An 18019-nucleotide genomic window follows, 5' to 3' on the forward strand; every position below is an offset into this window, starting at 1 on the left:
GTCGCGCGCCTCTGTCGGCGCGCGATCGCCTCAGTCGATCGCCTCGACGCGAAAGCTCGACTGGACAAGGCGGCGGGGCCGGGCCCCGATGTCGGCGACGTCGAACCCGAAGCCCGCGCCCTGGTGGTGGATCCCGCCCGACGTGGCGCCGCTCGGCATCTGCACCGACGAGCTCACCGTGACGTAGACCTTCGCCCCCTTGGCGAACGCGGCGGTCATCGCGAGCACGCGCCCGGTGAGCTGCGCCGCCGCCTCGCGCGCCACCCGCGCCCAGAGCGCCGCCGCTCCGGCCGTCGACGACAGCGCGCGCACCCCGAGCACCGCGCCGGCGCCGCTCAGGTGCACCTCGAACACCGCGCGCGCCGTCGCGGGCGTCTCGGCGCTGCGCACCGCGTCCGCCACCACGGACGCGACCGTGCCGGCGGCCGGCAGATCCAGCCCCAGCGTCTTGTCCCGATCGCGCATCGCCTCGCGCAGCAGCTCGCCGGCCCTGTCCGCCGAGACCTCGCGCGGCGCGGCCGGCGCGGTCGGCGCCGGCGCCGGCGGCGCGCGATCCGGCAGGACGCCGGGCAGCTGCCACACCGGCGCCCCCCCGAGGCCGGCGACCCCGCGCGGCGCCTCGGCGGTCGGCGGCCCGTCGTACTCGCTCGATGGCGCCGGGGCCGGTGGCGCCACGGGACCCTCCCGCGGCTCGACCGGCGCCTCCGCCGGCGCCGGCCGCGCTTGTGGAGCGAGCGGCCGCCGCTCGCGGCGCGCCGTCCGGCCGAGGACCGGCTCCGCCTCGCGCGGCCGTGCCTCGTCCGGCGTGGGCGGCGTGGGCGCGCGCGCCTCGTCCTGCTCCGGCGCGCGCGGCGCGACGGGCTCTATCTCGATCTCCACCTCGCGGCGCGCGCCGCTCGAGCGGGCCTCGAGCGGCGGCCCCGGGGCGCCCGCGATCCGCGCGAGCAGCGGGATGGCGGCATGGAGCAGCGTCGCTGCGAGCAGGAAGCGGACCTCGCGGGAGAGCAAGCGCCGAGCACCTTGGTGGGTGCCGGACAGGGGCGCAAGTGCGCGTTTCGTCGCCGGCGTGCTCACGTCCCCAGCTCCCGCTCGCGCGCACCCGCGCAGCCCCGGGCGCACCCCACCCGCTCCCTCGCTTTGCCGCCCGACAGGCTCACCCACGCGTGTTCCAGCAGGGGCCAGGGTATTGCGGCCACGCTTAAATATGCGCGTACGGCACGGTTGCCGCTTGAGCTCGAGACCGTACTGGTCGATGCTCCGCCTGCCGCGACGCCTCCCGGGCTCACGGCAGGAGCAGAAACGCAGCGCGCTGCCGCCATGCGGCGCGCTCACGGAACAGACGCAGCGCCTGGCGAGCCAGGGCCGGGCGCTACATCCCCGTTGTAAGGGAGGGGTATCGAAATGAACGGAAACGTGCGCGCTGACGGGTCGCCTGCGGACCTGTCGCCGACGCCCACGCCGCCGCCCGTGACCGTGGTCCAGCGTTGCCCGGATCGCGGTCTTCCCCTCGACCTGCCCCCCCTCGACATGGCCCCCGCGCCGGAGGAGCAAGCGTTCCTTCCCGGCTTCACCCCGCCAACGCCGCAGGGGACGCCGCCCTTCCCCATGGCCGGGGCCGGGCCGTACGGCTCCTGGTCCGCACCCTCGCCGGGCGAGCGCCGCGCGCGCGTGTGGCGCGCCCTCGGGGCGTTCGTCCTGGCCGCGGCCACCGTGATCGTCGTCGTCGCCGCCGCCGCGCGCGGGATCGCCGCGCGGATGCCGATCGCCTCCGCCGAGGCCTTCCGCGCCATGAGCCCCGTCGACCGCGCGTCGCTGCTCGCGCTGCGCTCCTCGCGCGAGGACGCCGGGGCGAGCGCGGCCGTCGCGCCGGAGGGGCTCGCGCGCTTGCAGCCGCCGGCGCCGCCGCCCGCGCCGGCGACGCCGCTGCCCGCGATCAAGCACGACGGGTACGCGTCGATCCGCGGCGGCGTGCTCTTCACGCCCGACACGTTCAGGCCCACCGGGTCGAGCTACGATCTCCTGCTGCACTTCCACGGCAACACGCAGCTCGTCCGCGAGAGCGCCGAGGTCGCCGGGCTGAACGCCGCGGTCGCCGTCATCAACCTCGGCATCGGCTCGGGCGCGTACGAGGACTTCTACGCGACGCCGGGCGTCTACGAGAGCCTGCTCGCGGACATCGACCGGGCGCTCGCGCAGCGCGGGCTGCCGACCCCGCGGCTCCGCCGGGTCGCCCTCTCCTCGTGGAGCGCGGGCTACGGCGCGGTCGCCAAGATCCTGGAGCTCCGCCGCGGCGCCGAGCCCCTCGACGCGATCCTCGTCACCGACGGCATCCACTGCGGCTTCGTCCCGGAGCAGCCGAGCGGGCTCAACTCGCTGCAGCTCGCCTCGTTCGCGCGCGCCGCGCAGCTCGCCGCCTCGGAGAAGCTGCTGTTCACCATCACGCACTCGGAGATCGACCCGATCGCGTACGCCAGCTCCACCGCCACGGCCAGCTACCTGCTCGACGCCGCGGCGGGGCGCCACGTCGAGCGGTCGCCCGCGTCGGACGCGCCCCCGCACCTGCGGCTGCGCGCGGCCGAGGGCGCCGTCTCGAAGAAGCTCGAGAAGCAGATGATCCCGACCACCGAGGCGAGCGTGGGCGAGCTCCATGTCCGCGGGTTCCGGGGCAACACGCCCGAACACCACATGGCGCACCTGCTCCAGATGGCCTCGACCGTCCTCCCGGAGCTCGTCGAGCGCTGGCGCGACGGCGGCGATGCGTCGTCCGAGCGCTGATCGACGGGCGCGGCAGGGTCAGCTCCGGCTCCGCGCCTCGGCCATCCAGGCCCCGATCGCCGTGGCCACCGGGTGATCCGCCCCGAGCTCCGCCTCGGCGAGCGCCAGCGCCCGCTCGTACAGCGGCAGCGCCGTGGACGGCCGCCCCGCGGCGTGGTGGACCTGCGCGAGCCGGACCAGCGTCGGCCGGAGCAACGGGTGGGCGGCCCCGACCAGCGCCTCCCGCGCGGAGAGCGCGCGCTCGTACAGCGCCGCCGCCTCGGCCGAATCCCCGAGCGCCTCCCGGGCGGCCGCCAGGTTGTGCAGGATCGACGCGAGGAGGCCCCCCTCCACGCCCGTCCCCGCCTCGGCGATCTCGAGCGCCCGCCGGAGCATCACCTCCCGCTCGGCGGTCGGGAGGTCCTCTTCCAGCTCCAGGAACGTGGCGGCGTTGTAGAGCGCCTCCGCGACGAGCGCGTGACGGGCGCCGAGCGCCCCCTCCCGCAGCGCGATCGCCCGCCGGAAGAGCGGCGCCGCCTCGGCGCGGGCCCCCCGCCTGCCGAGCAGCAGGCCGAGCCGGTTCAGCAGCGCCGACAGCTCGACGGGGTCGGGGTCGCGCATCCGCTCGTAGCCCGCGAGCATCCGGCGGAACAGCGCCTCGACGTCCTCGAGCTCGCCCTGCCGCTCGAGGATGGCGGCCAGCTGCTCGAGCAGCCTCGGCAGCGGCGGATCGGCGCTCGCCGCCGCCTCGGCGATGGCGATCGCCCTCGCGGAGCTCGCGCGCGCCTCGTCCAGCCGCCCCTGCGCGAGCCGCGCCGAGCTCAGCGCGTAGAGCGGCGCCGTCAGCTCGGCGTCCCCGTCCCCGTAGATCTCCTCGGCGATCCGGAGCGCCCGCGCGCATGTCGCCTCCGCGTCGGCGTGGCGCGAGCCGGCGAGCTCGGACGCGGCCACGTCGAGTAGGCGCCGGTACTCTCTCCCCCTCCACCAGCGCAGCACGGCGCGATCCGGTCGCATCCTCCTCTACTACCTCGTCCCCACCCGGGAGGGCGAGAAGGCCGGCAGGGACGTCCGGCGCGCACCGGCCGGCGTCCGGCGGCGGCGCCCGCCAAGGATGATCGGAAGAGCATCGCGCGGGCGCGGAGCAGTGTACTCTGCTCGCAGGATCTCGTGGCGCGAAGGTGCGATGCAGACGCTCGATGCCAGCAACTGGCGGTTCCCGTCAATCGGGGCTATGGCGCACGGCGCATGGTGCGGCGCCTCCCGGACGGCCTCTCGATCGGCCTCTCGACCGGGGGCACCTGCCTCACGAACGGGGCGATCGTGGAGGCGATCGAGGAAAGGTCGCCAAGGACATTTCTTCCGTTTAGACTGCCCCGACGGCCCCACGCGCCGACGCTCCCCACGATCATGAGGTCCAGGCTCACGCATCGCGAGGCATCGTCACCGAGGGGAGGGCTCGCCCGCGCCCGCACGGGGAAGGCGACGGAGTTCATATGAGTGGTGCCAACGAAAACGTCGTCGATGAAGTAGCGCGCAGCGAGCCGATCGATCCGTTGCTCGGAAAGGTGCTCAACGGAAAGTTCAAGATCCTTTCCCAGCTCGCGACCGGCGGCATGGGCACGATCTATCGCGGCGAGCAGATGCCGCTCGGGCGCCCGGTGGCGATCAAGGTCTTGATCCCGAACCAGGCCTCGCGGCAGCTCGACCCGAACTTCCACAAGCGCTTCTTCCTCGAGGCGAGCATCCTCGCGCGCCTCCAGCACCCGAACATCGTCACCGTCTTCGACTACGGCCGCATCGAGGCCGACGATCAGGACCGGTTCTTCATGGCGATGGAGTTCCTCGAGGGCGAGACGCTCTTCCGGCGCGTGCGCCGGCAGGGGCGCCTGCCGCCGCCCGAGGCGATGCGCATCGCGCGGCAGATCGCGCGCGGGCTGCGCGAGGCGCACAAGCACGGCGTCGTCCACCGCGACCTCAAGCCGTCGAACATCATGCTCGTCTCCAACGAGGACGCGGAGGAGGCGGTCAAGATCCTCGACTTCGGCCTCGTGAAGCAGCTGGGCGACGACTCGGAGGAGCTCACGCAGCAGGGCGCGTTCCTGGGCTCGCCGCGCTTCATGTCGCCGGAGCAGATCTCGCACGGCAAGGTCGATCTCAGGACCGACATCTACTCGCTCGGCGTCATCCTCTACCAGATGCTCTGCGGGAAGGTCCCGTTCGAGTCCGAGAAGTCGATCCAGATCCTGATGGCGCACCTCCAGCAGCCGGTGCCGCGCATGAAGGAGCGGAACCCGGACGTCGACATCCCGGAGCCGCTCGAGGCGCTCGTGATGCGCTGCCTCGCGAAGGATCCGGACGGCCGGCCCGCGACGATGGACGCCCTCATCCAGGGCCTCGGCGAGTGCGCCCGCGGCATGGGCGTGACGACCGCGTTCGGCGGCACGCAGATCACCTCGTTCGAGTCGCTGCCCGGTGTGCAGATCTCGTCGCGTTCGTCCACAGTGCAAGCGCTCAAGGATGCGGTGACGCTCCCGGCGCCGTCGACTGACGACGATCCGAGCGGGCGCACCTCCGGCGTCGGCTCGGGCCCGGGCGCCGCCGCGACCGCGGCGGGCGCGTCCAAGGGCGCGACCGGCGCGCAGGAGGCCCCCTCCGGCGGCGGGCGCAAGGCGGTGATTTTTGTCGCGATCGGCGCGGTCGTCGTGGCGGCGGGCGCGTTCGCGCTGACCCGCAAGCCCGCGCAGCCCGAGGCCACGCCCGAGGTCACGACCGCGCCGACGACCGCGCCCGCGGCGACCAGCACGCCCACCGAGCACAAGGGCGCGCCCTCGTTCATGCTGATCATCGAGTCGATCCCGGCGGGCGCCGACGTCCTGGAGGACGGGCAATCGCTCGGGCAGACGCCGCTCCAGCTCTCGATCGCGAACGAGCAGGTGCGCGCGTCGCCTCGCCGGCTGACCCTGCAGAAGGAAGGCTTCCAGCCCTACTCCATCGTCCAGGGGCCGTCGGAGATGTCCGTGCAGACCGTCGCGCGGCTCGCGCAGGTGGCGGCGCCTGCGAAGACCGAGGACCCGCCGTCGAACACGAGCTCGGGCGGCAGGCGAAACTGGGGCAGGCCCGTTCGCCCTGCAACGCCCACGGCCACATCGAAGCCCAGCCCTCCGGAGAACACGGCGCCGTCGATCCGGATCGACCGGTAGCGATCAGGGCGCGCCCGACGAGCACCATCGGCTAGCCCCTGATTCGTGAGGGGGTGATCGTGCCGCGGGTGCTCGCCATGATGGGGCCCGATGCGGTGGTGATCGCGCTCTGCGGCGACAGGACCGACGAGGATCTGTTCGCGGCGCTCCCCCCGACCGCGCTCACGATCCACGTGGGCGGCGGGGAGAGCTCCGCGGCGTTTCAGCTGCCCGACCCGGCGTCCGCGCGTCGCTCGCTGCGCGCGCGCGTCGCCTGAGGGCTCGCGCTGCGGCTCACGCCCTGGCGCGGCGACCGCGCCGCCGGAGGGCGGCGCCGAGGAGCGCCGCCGCCCCGGCGAGGAACGCCCCCGATCCGGCGACCGGGCCGCCCGCGAGCGCACCGCCGACGCTGCACGCGCTGGCGTGGGCGTCGTGCGCGGCGTCCGCGTTGCCCTGCGCGGCCTCGGAGCACGCGGCGGTGTCGTCGCCGTCCGCGGCGCAGTCGCCGGCGGACGCGTCGGCATCGCTGGCATCGACGTCGCTGGCGTCGGCGTCGCTGGCATCGACGTCGCTGGCATCGACGTCGTCGGTGTCGCTGGCGTCCGCCTCACCGTCGCTCGGGGCGGCATCGCCGCCGACGTTCCACGCCTCCTCCGCGGGGCTGCTGTCGCCGTCGTCGAGGTCTCGATCGCCGTCCGCGGCCCTCATCGCGAACGCCGCGAGGCTGGAGCCGGACTCGTAGGCGCCGATGTCGATCGCGCCAGCGACCGGACGCAGCAGCGGTCCGCTGGTCGCGCGGCCGCCCCTCTTGGGCGAGGACTGCGGCACGGTGAGCGGCTTCGGGAACGGGTGCCCTGCCGGGCTCGGCGTCGCGCTGGAGCCGGCGTTGACGAGCGGGCTGTTCGACGCCGGTCGGAGATCCAGCGCGCTGAGGTTGGTGAAGCCGGGGTCGGTGCCCCGCACCGTGCCTGTCCACGCCGCGGGGATGGCCGAGGAGCCGGTGGGCACCCAGTTGTTGGCGCCCGAGATCAACGCCGTCCCGCTCTTCCAGGTCGCGCTCCTGTCGACATAGACCTCCACGCCGCCGCCGCCGCGCCGATAGAACACGTTGTTGCTCAGCTCGACGCTCTCGATCCCGTCGAACATCCTGATCGCCGGCCGCGACCCGGGGGCGAGCAGGAACGTGTTGTTGACGAACCGGAAGCGCCCCCACGTCTGCCCCGTGCCGTCGCCCCCGGCGCGCACGGCGAAGTGCTGGCCGGTCTTGACGATGACATTGCCGACGACGTCGGAGTCCTCGCGCGCGAGCCCCTCGTCCTGGCCGTCCGGCCCGATCAGCTCGAGCTCGTGGTATTTCGCGCCCTCGATCCAGTTGTAATAGATCTCGTTCCGCTCCGCGCGGCTCTTCACGTTGTTGCCGCCATTGCCGTCGTGCACGTAGCAGTGCCGCATGCGGAACACCGAGCCGAGGCGCGTCTCCTCGTCGGTCGCGATGTAGATGGGGTGCCTGGTGTCGCCCGAGCCGCAGGCATAGACCTCGACGTACTCCAGCGTGAGGGAGCCCGACTCGGAGTCGGCGCCGAGGATCCCGTGCCCGGCGCAATGGTGCACCACCGAGTCGCGGATCGTGATGTCGTGCGCTTTGTTGAACACGCAGCGGCCCGAGCCGCCGGTGATATCGAAGCCTTCGAAGGTATAGTGATTGCCAGCGAAGACGACGGTGTTCTTCCCCCCCGATAGGACGGGGCGGCGGCCGTTCACGCGAACGCCGCGGATCGTGATCTTCTGCGCCTCGGTGCCCGATTTCTTGAAGAACAGATCCCCCGGATAGGTCGCGTCGCCCTCGACCAGAACCACGTCCCCGGCAGCGAGGCGAGGGGCGACCTCCGCGAGGCTCGCATAAGGCTTGCCTCGCCCCACCTCGTACGTCGCTGCGCTCGCCGGCGAGGCGGCGAGCAGCACGGAGAGCCCGATGCCCGGCGCGACGAGAGAGAGTGTGACGAGGTGCCTTGTGTTGAGTTGCTGCATTGGCGTACTGTCGCGTGCTGTAGAGTCCGAGTGCAAGCTGCTTTTTAATGAAATGCATGATGGGTAATTCAGGCGACACCTGACGGCGGGAATTCCTGCCGTTATTCCCGTGTGCCCAGCGGGTTTAACCATTGCTGAGAATCCTCGCCGTCTGCCATTTCTCGATAATTTTTGGTAAATAACAGCAAATCGGTGCGAACGCCGCGAAGAGCGTGAAGAGCAGGGGTGCGCGGGTGAAGCGCGGGAGGAGCGGGAGGAGCGCGAGGGGCTGGAGGAGCGCGAGGGGCGAGGCGGGCGGTTCCTCTCGGCGCGCGCGTCGTTCCGTGTCATGGAGCCGACCATGTTTCCGGTCGTCCTCGCCTCCACGTCTCCGTTCCGGAGGGCGCTCCTCGATCGCCTCGGGCTCGCGTACGAGGCCGTCGCGCCGGCGTTCGAGGAGATCGCGCCCGAGGGGACGTCGCCCCTCGCGTGCGCCCGCCTCTTCGCGGAGGGCAAGGCGCTGAGCCTCGCGCGCGCGCGGCAAGGCGCCCTGATCATCGGCGCCGATCAGGCGCTCGAGCTCGATGGGGAGCTCCTCCGCAAGCCGGCCTCGCTCGACGAGGCGGCTGACCAGCTCGGGCGGCTCTCGGGGCGCGTCCACGCGCTCCACACCGCCGTCGCGGTGCACGCGCCGCCGGGGGTGCCGCTCGCGGCCGGCGAGCCGCGGACGCTGGCCGAGACCGTCACGGTGGAGCTCCGCGTCCGCCCGCTCGGCCGCGCGCAGATCCGCCGCTATGTCGAGCTGGATCGGCCCATCGGCAGCGCGGGAGGGTACCTCTTCGAGAACCACGGACCGTGGCTGTTCGACGACGTGCGCCACGCCGACGAGGCGGCCATCGTGGGGCTGCCGCTCGTCCCGCTCTGCCGCCTTTTGCGCCGCTTCGGGGTCGATCGGCTCGACCCGCCCGCGCGCGCCTGAGCGCCGGCAGGCTCCACGCAGGCCGGAGAAAGCGCCTGCATCCTGGGAGATACGGTAGGTTCCCGCCAAAACGCGCCATGCGCGTCGTCGAGCGCCGAGCGCCGAGAAGACGCCCGAGGGAGCCAGGAAGTTGCCGGCTGCCCCAGGCGCCCCGCTGTCCGGCGGCGCAGGCGGGGGGGGCGCGGCGCTGTGCGTGCCGGGGCTCCCAGGGAGGGGCGGCCGTGGCGCGCCCGTTGCTAACCGTGGTTCCAGGGTCGAGCCTGCCGCTGGGCCCTCACGAATGAGCATCTTCTGCCGGGCGACGCCGACGGGGCGGGCCAGGCGCTCGACGAGGTGAGGCGATGATGGAACGCCCGCCCTTCAACGCGGCCGAGGCGCTCACGGCGGCTGATCTGACCCTGTCCTGGTCGGCCCTGGAGAACGAGGAGCGGGTGCAGGCCTATCGCCGCCTGCGGCGCGAGGAGGCGGAGGATTTCTTCGAGGGTCTCCCCACGGCCGACCAGGCCGCGCTCCTCGTGGGCCTCACGAAGGGCGAACGCAAGCTGTGGCTCCGCCTGCTCGCGCCCGACGACGTGGCGGACCTCCTCCTCGAGGTGTCACCGGCCGACCAGGCGGAGCTCCTCTCCTTGCTCGACGACCCGACGCGGCGCGAGGTGATCGCGCTCCTCGCGTACGCCGAGGACGAGGCCGGCGGGCTGATGAGCCCGTGGTTCGCGCGCGTGCGGCCGGAGGCGACGGTCGACCAGGCGATCAGCTATCTGAAGCGGCAGGCCAGGGATCACCTCGAGACCATCTACTACGGGTATGTGCTCGACGCCGAGCAGCGGCTGCGCGGCGTGGTGTCGCTCAGGCAGCTCATGATCGCCCCCGGCGACCGGCGCGTCAGCGACGTGATGAAGACCGACGTCGTGTCGGTCAACGAGGACGCCGACCAGGAGGCGGTGGCGCGGACCTTCGCGGAGCACGATCTCGTGGCGATACCCGTCGTCGACAGCGAGGGTCGGATGAAGGGGATCGTCACCGCGGACGACATCGTGGACGTCGTGGAAGAGGAGGCGACCGAGGACATCCAGAAGCTCGGCGGCATGCAGGCGCTCGACGCGCCCTACCTCCGGACCCCCCTCTCCAGGATGCTCGGCAAGCGCGCGGGCTGGCTGTCCGCGCTGTTCGTGGGCGAGCTCCTCACCGCCACGGCGATGGGGTATTACGAGCACGAGATCGCCCGCGCCGTCGTGCTCGCCCTCTTCGTGCCGCTCATCATCTCGAGCGGGGGCAACTCCGGCTCTCAGGCGACGACGCTGGTCATCCGGGCGATGGCGCTCGGCGAGATCCGGCTCGTCGACTTCTGGCGCGTCAGCCGCCGGGAGCTCGCGTCGGGCCTCGCGCTCGGCGGGATCCTCGGGACCATCGGCTTTGCGCGCGTCATCGCCTGGGAGAAGCTGTTCGGGGCCTATGGCCCGCACTACACGCTCCTCGCCCTGACCGTCGCGATCAGCCTGGTCGGCGTCGTGACCTGGGGCACGCTGGCGGGGGCGCTCCTGCCGTTCGTGCTCCGGGCGCTCCGCTTCGACCCGGCGAGCGCCTCGGCCCCGTTCGTCGCGACCCTCGTCGACGTCTCCGGCCTCGTGATCTACTTCAGCGTGGCCGAGCTCCTGCTCCGCGGGGTGCTGCTGTGAAGCGGGGGAGCGCCCGGGCGGCGCGGGCCTAGAGGCTGACGCGGGACGCCAGGTAGCGCGCCACATACGCGCCGAGCACGCGCGCGTCCTCGCGCCAGCGGCCGCCGGGCTTCAGCTTGTCCGCGTCCGCGGAGGTCAGGTTCGTGTTCGGGATGGGCGACGCCGTGCGGCTCGAGAGCTGGACCTCATCGAGCACCCGGCCGTCCGGCGTCGTGAGCCGGAGCGTCAGCCGGATCTGGCTCGGGGCCGAGGAGACGACGGCGTAGAAGCCTGGATTCATGTAGCCGACATAGGGCTTGATCACGAACGGCGCCGACGTGGGGCCGTCGGACGGCGCGACCTCGATGCCCTCCTCCTGGGCGGCGGCGACCAGGGCCTTCGTGAACTCCTCGTTGATGGACTCCTTGTCCGCCACGAAGCGCTGGTGATCGTCCGCGTCCTTGCTCGCGAGGTACTGGTCCTCGCGCTGGTCGAGGATGAACAGGCCCACGTAGTCGATGGGCATCAGGGCGAAATACCGCTGGCCGACGAACGTGTCTGGGCTCGCCTGGGTCACGACGCGCCAGCGCGGCCCGCACCCGGCGAGGGCCGCGAAGCCGAGCAGCGCGGCCGCGATGAAGCTGCGACGGTGCATGAGGGTCTCCTTCAGATGGCCCGCCTTGTAGGCCATGTCCGAGCGAGCTGGCAAGGGCGGTGCAGCGCGCCGCGCCCGGGCGGGCCGGTCCGGCGCGGCGTGACGGCGCGGCGGCGGCCCGCGCGCTCCTCCGACCCGGACGGGGCAGGCGGCCCGCGCATTCGAACGAACGCTCGCGCGCGCGGGCTCGCCCCGCGCTCGCGCGCGCTGTGCAATGGGCGGACACGACCCGAGCTGGCCTGTCGGATGCATGTTGGATTTGACAGCTGAAATGGCTACCTCGTACGAGGATGCCTTTCCATCGACGTTGGAGGTAAACCCATGATCCCGAATTTCGTGGCCGGTCTCTTCAGCATTTTTCCCATCCTGGTGCTCCCGTTGCTCGGCGTCGATCCGCCGGAGGACGCCGGAGGCAGCGGCTCGCAGGTGGGCGAAGGCTCCGAGCTGGAGATCCCAGGCTTGCCCGGGGAGGGCGCCTCGCGGTTCGTCTATTCGATCTCCTGCATCGAGGGCAGCACCGGAAAGAAGGCCTTCCTCACGGAGGACGACTTCTGCAGCGCCCTGCGCGACGAGCAGGTCTGCTCCGAGAGCGCGGCCCTCTTCGCGCTCTTCCACGGCTGTCCCTGAGCGCCCGCGCGGCCGCGGTACAAACCCTTGACATTCGAGGGGGGCCTTGCTCTTCCTAGCGAGCGCGGACCGCCCCGCGCGGCCCTCCCCCCCACAAGGTCGCGCGCCTCGGAGGCTCAGATCGTGACGAACCTCTATCTCATCCGGCATGGAGAAGCGCTGGTCAACGTGAACCATATCGTGGGCGGGATGCGCGGGGACACCGGGCTGACGCAGCTCGGCGTCCTCCAGGCGGAGCGCCTGCGCGATCGCCTGGCCGCGACGCGCGAGATCCCCGCCGACGTCCTGATCGCCAGCACCTATCGCCGGGCGCAGCAGACGGCCGAGATCGTCGCTCCCGCCCTGGGGCTGCCCGTCACGCTCGACGACGAGGTCCAGGAGCTCCGCCCCGGCGAGGCGGACGGGATGCCGGTCGGCGAGGCGATGGTGCGCTACGCGATCGATTTCGAGCGCGAGCCGTACCGGCCGGCGAGCCCCGGTGGAGAGAGCTGGGCTCAGTTCATGCTTCGGGTCTCCGTCGCCCTCGATCGCGTCACCCGTGAGCACGAGGGGCGGACGATCGTCGTCGTCACCCACGGCGGCTTCATCGACGTCGCGTTCCTCCACTTCTTCAGGATGAACGCGCTCGCCTTCCCGAGCGCGCACTTCGCCACCCGCCACACCTCGCTCACCCACTGGCAGCGAAGGCGGCGCTGGGGTCGGGCCGAGGCCTGGCACCTCATCTATTACAACGACAGCGCGCACCTGCGCGACGTCGAGCGGACCGTGCGCATCCCCTGGGCGGAGCTCTCCACGCTGGCGCCGAGGCTCGTGGATGATCCGTCTGGGCCGCCGTCCTCCGAGAGCGGCGAGGGGCGCTAGCGCGCGGCAGGCAGCCAGGCAGCCGCCCGCCCGCGGTCCCTCCCGGCCCTCGCGCTTGCGCCTCCGCCTCGGGGCGAGCTACATGACCCGTATGATGGGTCCCGTTCACGCAACCTTCCTCATCGCCGCTCCCGACCAGCCCGGGCTCGTCGCGCGACTCGCGGGGTTCTTCTACGACATCGGCCTGAACATCATCGACGCGAGCAATCACACCGATGCGTTCATGGACGAGGGCCCGCGCTTCTTCATGCGTCTCGTCGTCGATCTGTCCGGCCTCGCCTCGCCGGCCGCCGTCGCCGCCCTGGGCGGCTCGGCCACCCGCGGCGCGATCGAGGCCGCCTTTCGCGAGCTCGCCGCGTCGCTCTCGGCGCGATGGTCGGTGGAATACAGCGATCACGTCCCGAAGATGGCGATCCTCGTCACGAGGGATCCTGCGTGTCTCTACGATCTGGTGCTCCGGCAGCGCGCGGGCGAGCTGCGCTGCGAGATCCCGCTCGTGATCTCCAACCACCCCACGCTCGAGGCGGTGGCCGAGAGCTTTCGAATCCCTTTCTTCTGCATCCCGATCACCCCGGAGACCAAGCGCGAGCAGGAGCGTCAGGTGCTTCACCTGCTGAGGAGGCACCATGTCGATCTCGTCGTCCTGGCGCGGTACATGCAAATCCTCTCCGAGCAGATGCTCGATGAGGCGCCGCCCGTCATCAACATCCACCATGGGTTCCTGCCGGCGTTCCAGGGCGCGAAGCCTTACCACCAGGCGCACGCGCGCGGCGTGAAGCTCATCGGCGCGACGGCGCACTATGCGACGCGGGACCTGGATCAGGGGCCGATCATCGAGCAGGACGTGGCGCGCGTGAATCACCAGATGGGCCCCGAGGAGATGACCCGGATGGGGCGTGACGTGGAGCGGCTCGTCCTCTCTCGCGCCGTCCGGGCGCACCTGGAGCGGCGGGTCATCGTCGAAGGCCGTCGCACCGTCGTTTTTTGAGCTGCGGTCACCCGCTTCGGATACGGGCCCACCTCGGCGTTTTCGGTGCTCAGCGCACCGGAGTGCGCTTCCGCGCCGAAAACGCCGATCTGGGCCCGTCTCCTGTGCGGGAGACCGCCGCTCTGCTCGGCATGGTGCAGAGGTGGTGGAGACCGCTGCGGATCTCCAGAACAGTGCCCCGACCGATCTGGCGGTCGGGGCAATCTGGGCGATCGAGCGCGGGGGAGGTGCGCGCGGCCGGGCGCGCTCTCCTGGGAGCGCGATGAGCGCGCGCGCGAGGCGTTAGGGCCGGCCCTGCTGGCCGGGCGCGGTGATCTGGCCTTGCTGGCCGGGCGCGAGCTGCCCGAGGGCGGCCGACTGGCCATGAACGCCCGACTGGGAGATGGCGGCCTGGCCGAGGCTGGCCTGCTGGCCAGCATAGCCCTGGATCCCATGGCTGGACTGCTGGCCAGCATAGCCCTGGATCCCATGGCTGGACTGCTGGCCGGCATAACCGCCGAACCCGGCCTTGGACGGCACCTGTGCCTGCCCGGGGAATATCCCGGCCTGGCTCGGCACGAGCGTGCCCTTGCCAAGGAACACCTCGCCCTTGCTGGGCCCGAGCGCGCCCTTGCTCGGTCCGAGCGCGCCCTTGCTGGGGAACATCTCGCCCTTGCTCGGTCCGAGCGCGCCCTTGCTGGGGAACATCTCGCCCTTGCTGGGGAGCATCTGGCCCTTGCTGGGTCCGAGCACGCCCTTGCTGGGTCCGAGCACGCCCTTGCTGGGTCCGAGCACGCCCTTGCTCGGGCCCATCTGGGCCTGTCCGGGCGCGAGCTGCGCCGCGCCCATCCCCACGAATCCGCCTCTCTCCTCCTCCAACGCTTGGTCGACGGCCCCGATCTCGTCGTCACCGAGATCGGTTTGATCGAAGTCCGCCTCGTCCGTATTCACCGTACAACCGGCGGCCAGAGCCGCCAGAAGAAATGCAGGCACCAGCATCTTGCTATGCATCGACATGATCGTTTCCCCCCGATGTCCGCGAGGGCCCACCAGGCCCAGACATCTCGGCTCACCGCAGAGCAGAGTGTGTGCCTGGTGGAGCTGTGCAGACGTTTCCGCTCCCGGCGTGCTTGACGTCCGCGAGGGCGTGAATGCAGCGCGATCGGCGCCCCGCAGCGGAGCCCGCGCGATCCGGGGTGAGCGGATCGTCGGGGCGCGCTCATTCCCCTTTTCTCCGGCGAAAGGACGTGTCGGGTCCAGCCAGGGCGCACCAGCGGCCCCGCGCGCCCCGTGAAGCCCTGACGGCAGGGCGCGCTGCGCTGGTGGCCCCGCCCTGCTCAGGACGCTCTGTGGTGCGTCGCCCGCGGCGCGCTGGCGTGCTGGACGGCGCGTTGACGCTTGGTCTGTCCGCCCCGGCCGCAGTCCGTCAGCGAGGCGCCGCGCGCCCAGGGCGCACCACCGCGCGATCGCGGGGGGCGCGGGCTCTGCGCGTGCGGGACGGGCGGCTCACGCCTCGGGCTTCTTCCCGAACAGCCACTTCTTCGCCTCGTCGTCCATCGGCTGGCTCGCGTTCCGCAGCTCATTTCCGACCGCGAGCCCGCGCTCGACGGCGGGCCTCGCGCGCACCGCATCGAGCCACCGCTTGAAGTTCGGGAGCTCGTCGGCCGACACCCCGTACCGCTCGTGCGGCATCGCCCAGGGATAGCTCGCCATGTCGGCAATCGAGTACTCGCCCGCCAGGAAAGGCCGGTCCGCGAGCCGCTTGTCCATCACGCCATAGAGCCGGCGTACCTCGTTGGTATAGCGCTCGATCGCATAGGGGATCTTCTCCGGCGCATAGTGACTGAAATGGCCCGCCTGGCCGCTCATGGGGCCGAGACCGCCCATCTGCCACATGAGCCACTGGGTCACCTCGTAACGACCGCGGACGTCCGAGGGGATGAACTTGCCCGTCTTCTCCGCGAGGTAGAGCAGGATCGCGCCCGACTCGAACACGGAGATCGGCGCCCCGCCGCCCGGCGGGTCGTGATCGACGATGGCGGGCATCCGGTTGTTGGGGCTGATCGCGAGGAACTCCGGCTTGAACTGCTCGCCCCGCCCGATGTTGACCGGGACGAGCCTGTAGGGGAGGCCCGTCTCCTCGAGCATTATGCTGATCTTCCAGCCGTTCGGGGTGGGCCAGTAATAGAGATCGATCATCTTGTGCTCCGTGTCCGTGGGTCGTCGCCGATCGCGACGGCGTGCTGTCTCAGGCGATGGATCGTGTCTGCCGGGCGCCGCGCCGCTTCGCGCTGGCGCCGCCCGGCTCGTCGGACAACCGGTGGCACGTCGCCCCGGGGGGAGCAACCGGCGTTTGGGCGCGCCGCCTCAGCGCGGCGATCCCGCCGGTTCGCGCGCGGGCCTCGCCCCGTCGACGAGCGCGCGCAGCGCCGCGATGTGCCCGGGCCCCGTCCCGCAGCACCCGCCCACGATCGTGGCGCCCGCCTCGATCCAGCGGCGCGCGAGCTCCGCATAACGCGCGGCCGCCGAGCCGCGCTGGTCGACGCCAACGCCCCAGCCGAGCCCCTCGGCCTCGGCGCCCGCGTTCGCGTAGGCCCCGAACGGGACGCCGCACGCCGCGAGCCGCTCGATGTGCGCGAGCGTGCGAGTCGCAGGGGTGCAGTTGACGAGCACGGCACTCGCGCCGCGGGAGGCCGCCTCCCGCGCGGCGAGCCCGATGTCCTCGGGCGAGAGCAGATCCAACCCCGGACCCGCCGTGAACGACACCCAGGCTTCGACGCCCGTGGCGACCGCCTCCTCCAGCGCCACGAGCGCCTCGCCGACATGCGGGAACGTCTCGCAGAGGAGGAGGTCGACGCCCGCCCTCGCGAGCGCCTGCGCGAGCTCGCGGTGCTCGCGCCGCGCGTCGGCAGGGCTCAGATCGGGCCGGTAGCAATCCTCGAGCGGCGCGATGCTGCCGGCGACCCGGTGCTGTGGGCCCTCGCCGCGCACGGCCTCGCGCGCCAGCGAGACCGCGCGCGCGGCCAGCTCGGCCCAGGCGGCGCCCGCCTGCCTCCGCTTGGTGCGGAACGTGTTCGCCGTGTGCACCGTCGCGCCTGCGCGCGCGTAATCCCGATGGATCGCGCGGACCACGTCGCGGCCGTGCGCATCGAGCAGGGCCGCGGCGCTCCAGAGCGGCGCCGGCGTCGCGACCCCGCGCGCGGCGAGCTCGGTCCCGAGCGGGCCGTCGAGGACCACGACGGCAGCCTCGGCGGACACAGCAGCTGAACCGAGCGGCGATCTGGCCACGTCCACCATGTAGGCTCCGGTATGTCCGCGGCCGGCTTCCACGGCAACCCCTGAGTCGGGTCATGTCCCGTCTGCGGCTCGGGGTAAGCGAGGCCCCGCACGGTGCACCGTCCCGACCACTGTGCGGTAGAAAGAACGATGGAATTCTCTTTCCCGCCGGGAAATTACTTGCCAGGTATGGGGGGCCTGCGGCACCGTTGAAATGAATTCATCTTCCCCTCATTCCACTCGACTCGCCGGAGTCGTGGCGTCCGACAAGCAAGCGATCGTTTGCAGGACCGACGCAGGACCGACATGGGGGAGCTCCCGCTGGCCCGCGCGAGGCCAGGCGAGCGCCGTCAGTGAGCCCATAAGAAAGGAACTCCATCATGATTCGACTGACCATCCGTTCTTCCAAATCGCTCGCTCTCAGTCTTGCGCTTGGCGTCATCGCAGTGGCCGGGTTTGCCGGATGCAGCGCGTCGGAGGAGGCTCCCGCCGATGACGCGGTGACGCACGAGCGGATCACCCAGGCGGAGGTCTCGAAGGCCCTCGAGACGAGCGAGTTCCTGAACCTCGACATGAGCCGAGACACGGTCTACGCCCTCGATTACTCCGGGGGGGCCATCGACTACGCGCGCATCAAGCTCTCCACCGGCAACGGCAAGGAGATCTTGCTCTCGGAGCAGATGGCCGCCATCGAGCAGGCGGACCACGGCGACTACCCGGCGCCCGTCCTGACCGAGGCGTCGGGCGATCGGTTCAGCATCTCCTCGAACGAGGCCGCCTTCGGCAAGCTGTCGGAGAGCGAGCTCGACCAGCTGAGGACCGACGGGTTCTTCTACTCCGAGGAGCCCCCGGCGGGCCCCGGGGCGAAGCCGCAGAACACCGACCCCGACTGCATCCACGCCTTCTGCGAGGACTGTGTCGACAACGTGACCGGCGGGCGCCCCGAGACATGGCTGCCGGGCACCTACACCTGCTACCTCATCGAGCACGTGTGGTGCTGAGCCTCGCCTGACGGACTCCTTCCCCCCTCGCTCGCAGGGCCTCGTCGATGCGTTCGCT

General features: G+C 71.8%; 16 protein-coding genes. 9 read left to right on the forward strand and 7 right to left on the reverse strand.

The genetic code is table 11. From position 1 onward, the window contains the following. Nucleotides 1–30 precede the first annotated feature (30 nt). On the reverse strand, nt 31–1008 hold the full coding sequence (locus WMF27_RS02640; RefSeq protein WP_437943782.1) for a hypothetical protein: 978 nt from the start codon (nt 1006–1008) through the stop codon (nt 31–33). A gap of 393 nt (nt 1009–1401) precedes the next feature. Between WMF27_RS02640 and WMF27_RS02645 the strand changes: the two genes are divergently transcribed. Beyond that, nucleotides 1402–2775 carry a hypothetical protein gene (locus WMF27_RS02645; protein ID WP_437761829.1) on the forward strand — a complete coding sequence of 458 codons (1374 nt, stop codon included), beginning with the start codon at nt 1402–1404 and terminating at the stop codon, nt 2773–2775. Between the two features lie 18 nt (nt 2776–2793). Here the strand turns inward: WMF27_RS02645 and WMF27_RS02650 are convergent, their stop codons facing one another. Next, nucleotides 2794–3768, reverse strand: coding sequence for a tetratricopeptide repeat protein (locus WMF27_RS02650; protein ID WP_437943783.1), 975 nt, complete (start codon nt 3766–3768; stop codon nt 2794–2796). A 479-nt stretch (nt 3769–4247) separates the two neighbouring features. Between WMF27_RS02650 and WMF27_RS02655 the strand changes: the two genes are divergently transcribed. Beyond that, nucleotides 4248–5954, forward strand: coding sequence for a serine/threonine protein kinase (locus WMF27_RS02655; protein WP_437761827.1), 1707 nt, complete (start codon nt 4248–4250; stop codon nt 5952–5954). Between the two features lie 59 nt (nt 5955–6013). Then, the gene (locus WMF27_RS02660) at nt 6014–6211 is read left to right on the forward strand and encodes a hypothetical protein (RefSeq protein WP_437943784.1); all 198 of its coding nucleotides are present in this window, start codon (nt 6014–6016) and stop codon (nt 6209–6211) included. A gap of 16 nt (nt 6212–6227) precedes the next feature. Here WMF27_RS02660 and WMF27_RS02665 read toward each other — a convergent pair whose 3' ends face one another. After that, nucleotides 6228–7961, reverse strand: coding sequence for a right-handed parallel beta-helix repeat-containing protein (locus tag WMF27_RS02665; RefSeq protein ID WP_437943785.1), 1734 nt, complete (start codon nt 7959–7961; stop codon nt 6228–6230). A gap of 340 nt (nt 7962–8301) precedes the next feature. On the opposite strand from WMF27_RS02665, the gene WMF27_RS02670 reads away from it, so the two are divergent. Together WMF27_RS02670 and mgtE are read left to right on the forward strand one after the other, a co-directional pair. Further along, nucleotides 8302–8919: a Maf family protein gene (locus WMF27_RS02670; protein WP_437761824.1), complete on the forward strand. Its 618-nt coding sequence runs from the start codon at nt 8302–8304 to the stop codon at nt 8917–8919. 341 nt (nt 8920–9260) lie between these two features. Continuing rightward, on the forward strand, nt 9261–10595 hold the full coding sequence (gene mgtE / locus WMF27_RS02675; protein ID WP_437761823.1) for a magnesium transporter: 1335 nt from the start codon (nt 9261–9263) through the stop codon (nt 10593–10595). Nucleotides 10596–10623: 28 nt separating this feature from the next. On the opposite strand, the gene WMF27_RS02680 is transcribed toward mgtE, so the two are convergent. Beyond that, nucleotides 10624–11229, reverse strand: coding sequence for a hypothetical protein (locus WMF27_RS02680; protein ID WP_437761822.1), 606 nt, complete (start codon nt 11227–11229; stop codon nt 10624–10626). A gap of 321 nt (nt 11230–11550) precedes the next feature. Between WMF27_RS02680 and WMF27_RS02685 the strand changes: the two genes are divergently transcribed. From WMF27_RS02685 to purU, 3 genes are all read left to right on the forward strand, one after another. Further along, entirely contained in the window at nt 11551–11856 is a 306-nt protein-coding gene (locus WMF27_RS02685) for a hypothetical protein (RefSeq protein ID WP_437761821.1), read from the forward strand. A gap of 123 nt (nt 11857–11979) precedes the next feature. Further along, nucleotides 11980–12717: a histidine phosphatase family protein gene (locus tag WMF27_RS02690; protein ID WP_012233128.1), complete on the forward strand. Its 738-nt coding sequence runs from the start codon at nt 11980–11982 to the stop codon at nt 12715–12717. A 94-nt stretch (nt 12718–12811) separates the two neighbouring features. Further along, nucleotides 12812–13705, forward strand: a complete 894-nt coding sequence (gene purU / locus WMF27_RS02695; protein WP_437769908.1) for a formyltetrahydrofolate deformylase — start codon at nt 12812–12814, stop codon at nt 13703–13705. 282 nt (nt 13706–13987) lie between these two features. On the opposite strand, the gene WMF27_RS02700 is transcribed toward purU, so the two are convergent. From WMF27_RS02700 to WMF27_RS02710, 3 genes are all read right to left on the reverse strand, one after another. Beyond that, on the reverse strand, nt 13988–14695 hold the full coding sequence (locus WMF27_RS02700) for a hypothetical protein (protein ID WP_437761820.1): 708 nt from the start codon (nt 14693–14695) through the stop codon (nt 13988–13990). 495 nt (nt 14696–15190) lie between these two features. Then, nucleotides 15191–15883 (reverse strand): glutathione S-transferase N-terminal domain-containing protein, encoded by a 693-nt coding sequence (locus WMF27_RS02705; RefSeq protein WP_437761819.1) that lies wholly within the window; start codon nt 15881–15883, stop codon nt 15191–15193. A gap of 168 nt (nt 15884–16051) precedes the next feature. Then, a complete protein-coding gene (locus tag WMF27_RS02710; protein ID WP_437943786.1) occupies nt 16052–16981 on the reverse strand; it encodes a homocysteine S-methyltransferase family protein in 930 nt (309 codons plus the stop codon). 479 nt (nt 16982–17460) lie between these two features. Between WMF27_RS02710 and WMF27_RS02715 the strand changes: the two genes are divergently transcribed. Beyond that, the gene (locus tag WMF27_RS02715; protein ID WP_437761817.1) at nt 17461–17961 is read left to right on the forward strand and encodes a hypothetical protein; all 501 of its coding nucleotides are present in this window, start codon (nt 17461–17463) and stop codon (nt 17959–17961) included. Nucleotides 17962–18019 lie beyond the last annotated feature (58 nt).

It is taken from the genome of Sorangium sp. So ce281 (genome assembly GCF_051527395.1).
Classification (GTDB): domain Bacteria; phylum Myxococcota_A; class Polyangia; order Polyangiales; family Polyangiaceae; genus Sorangium; species Sorangium cellulosum_B.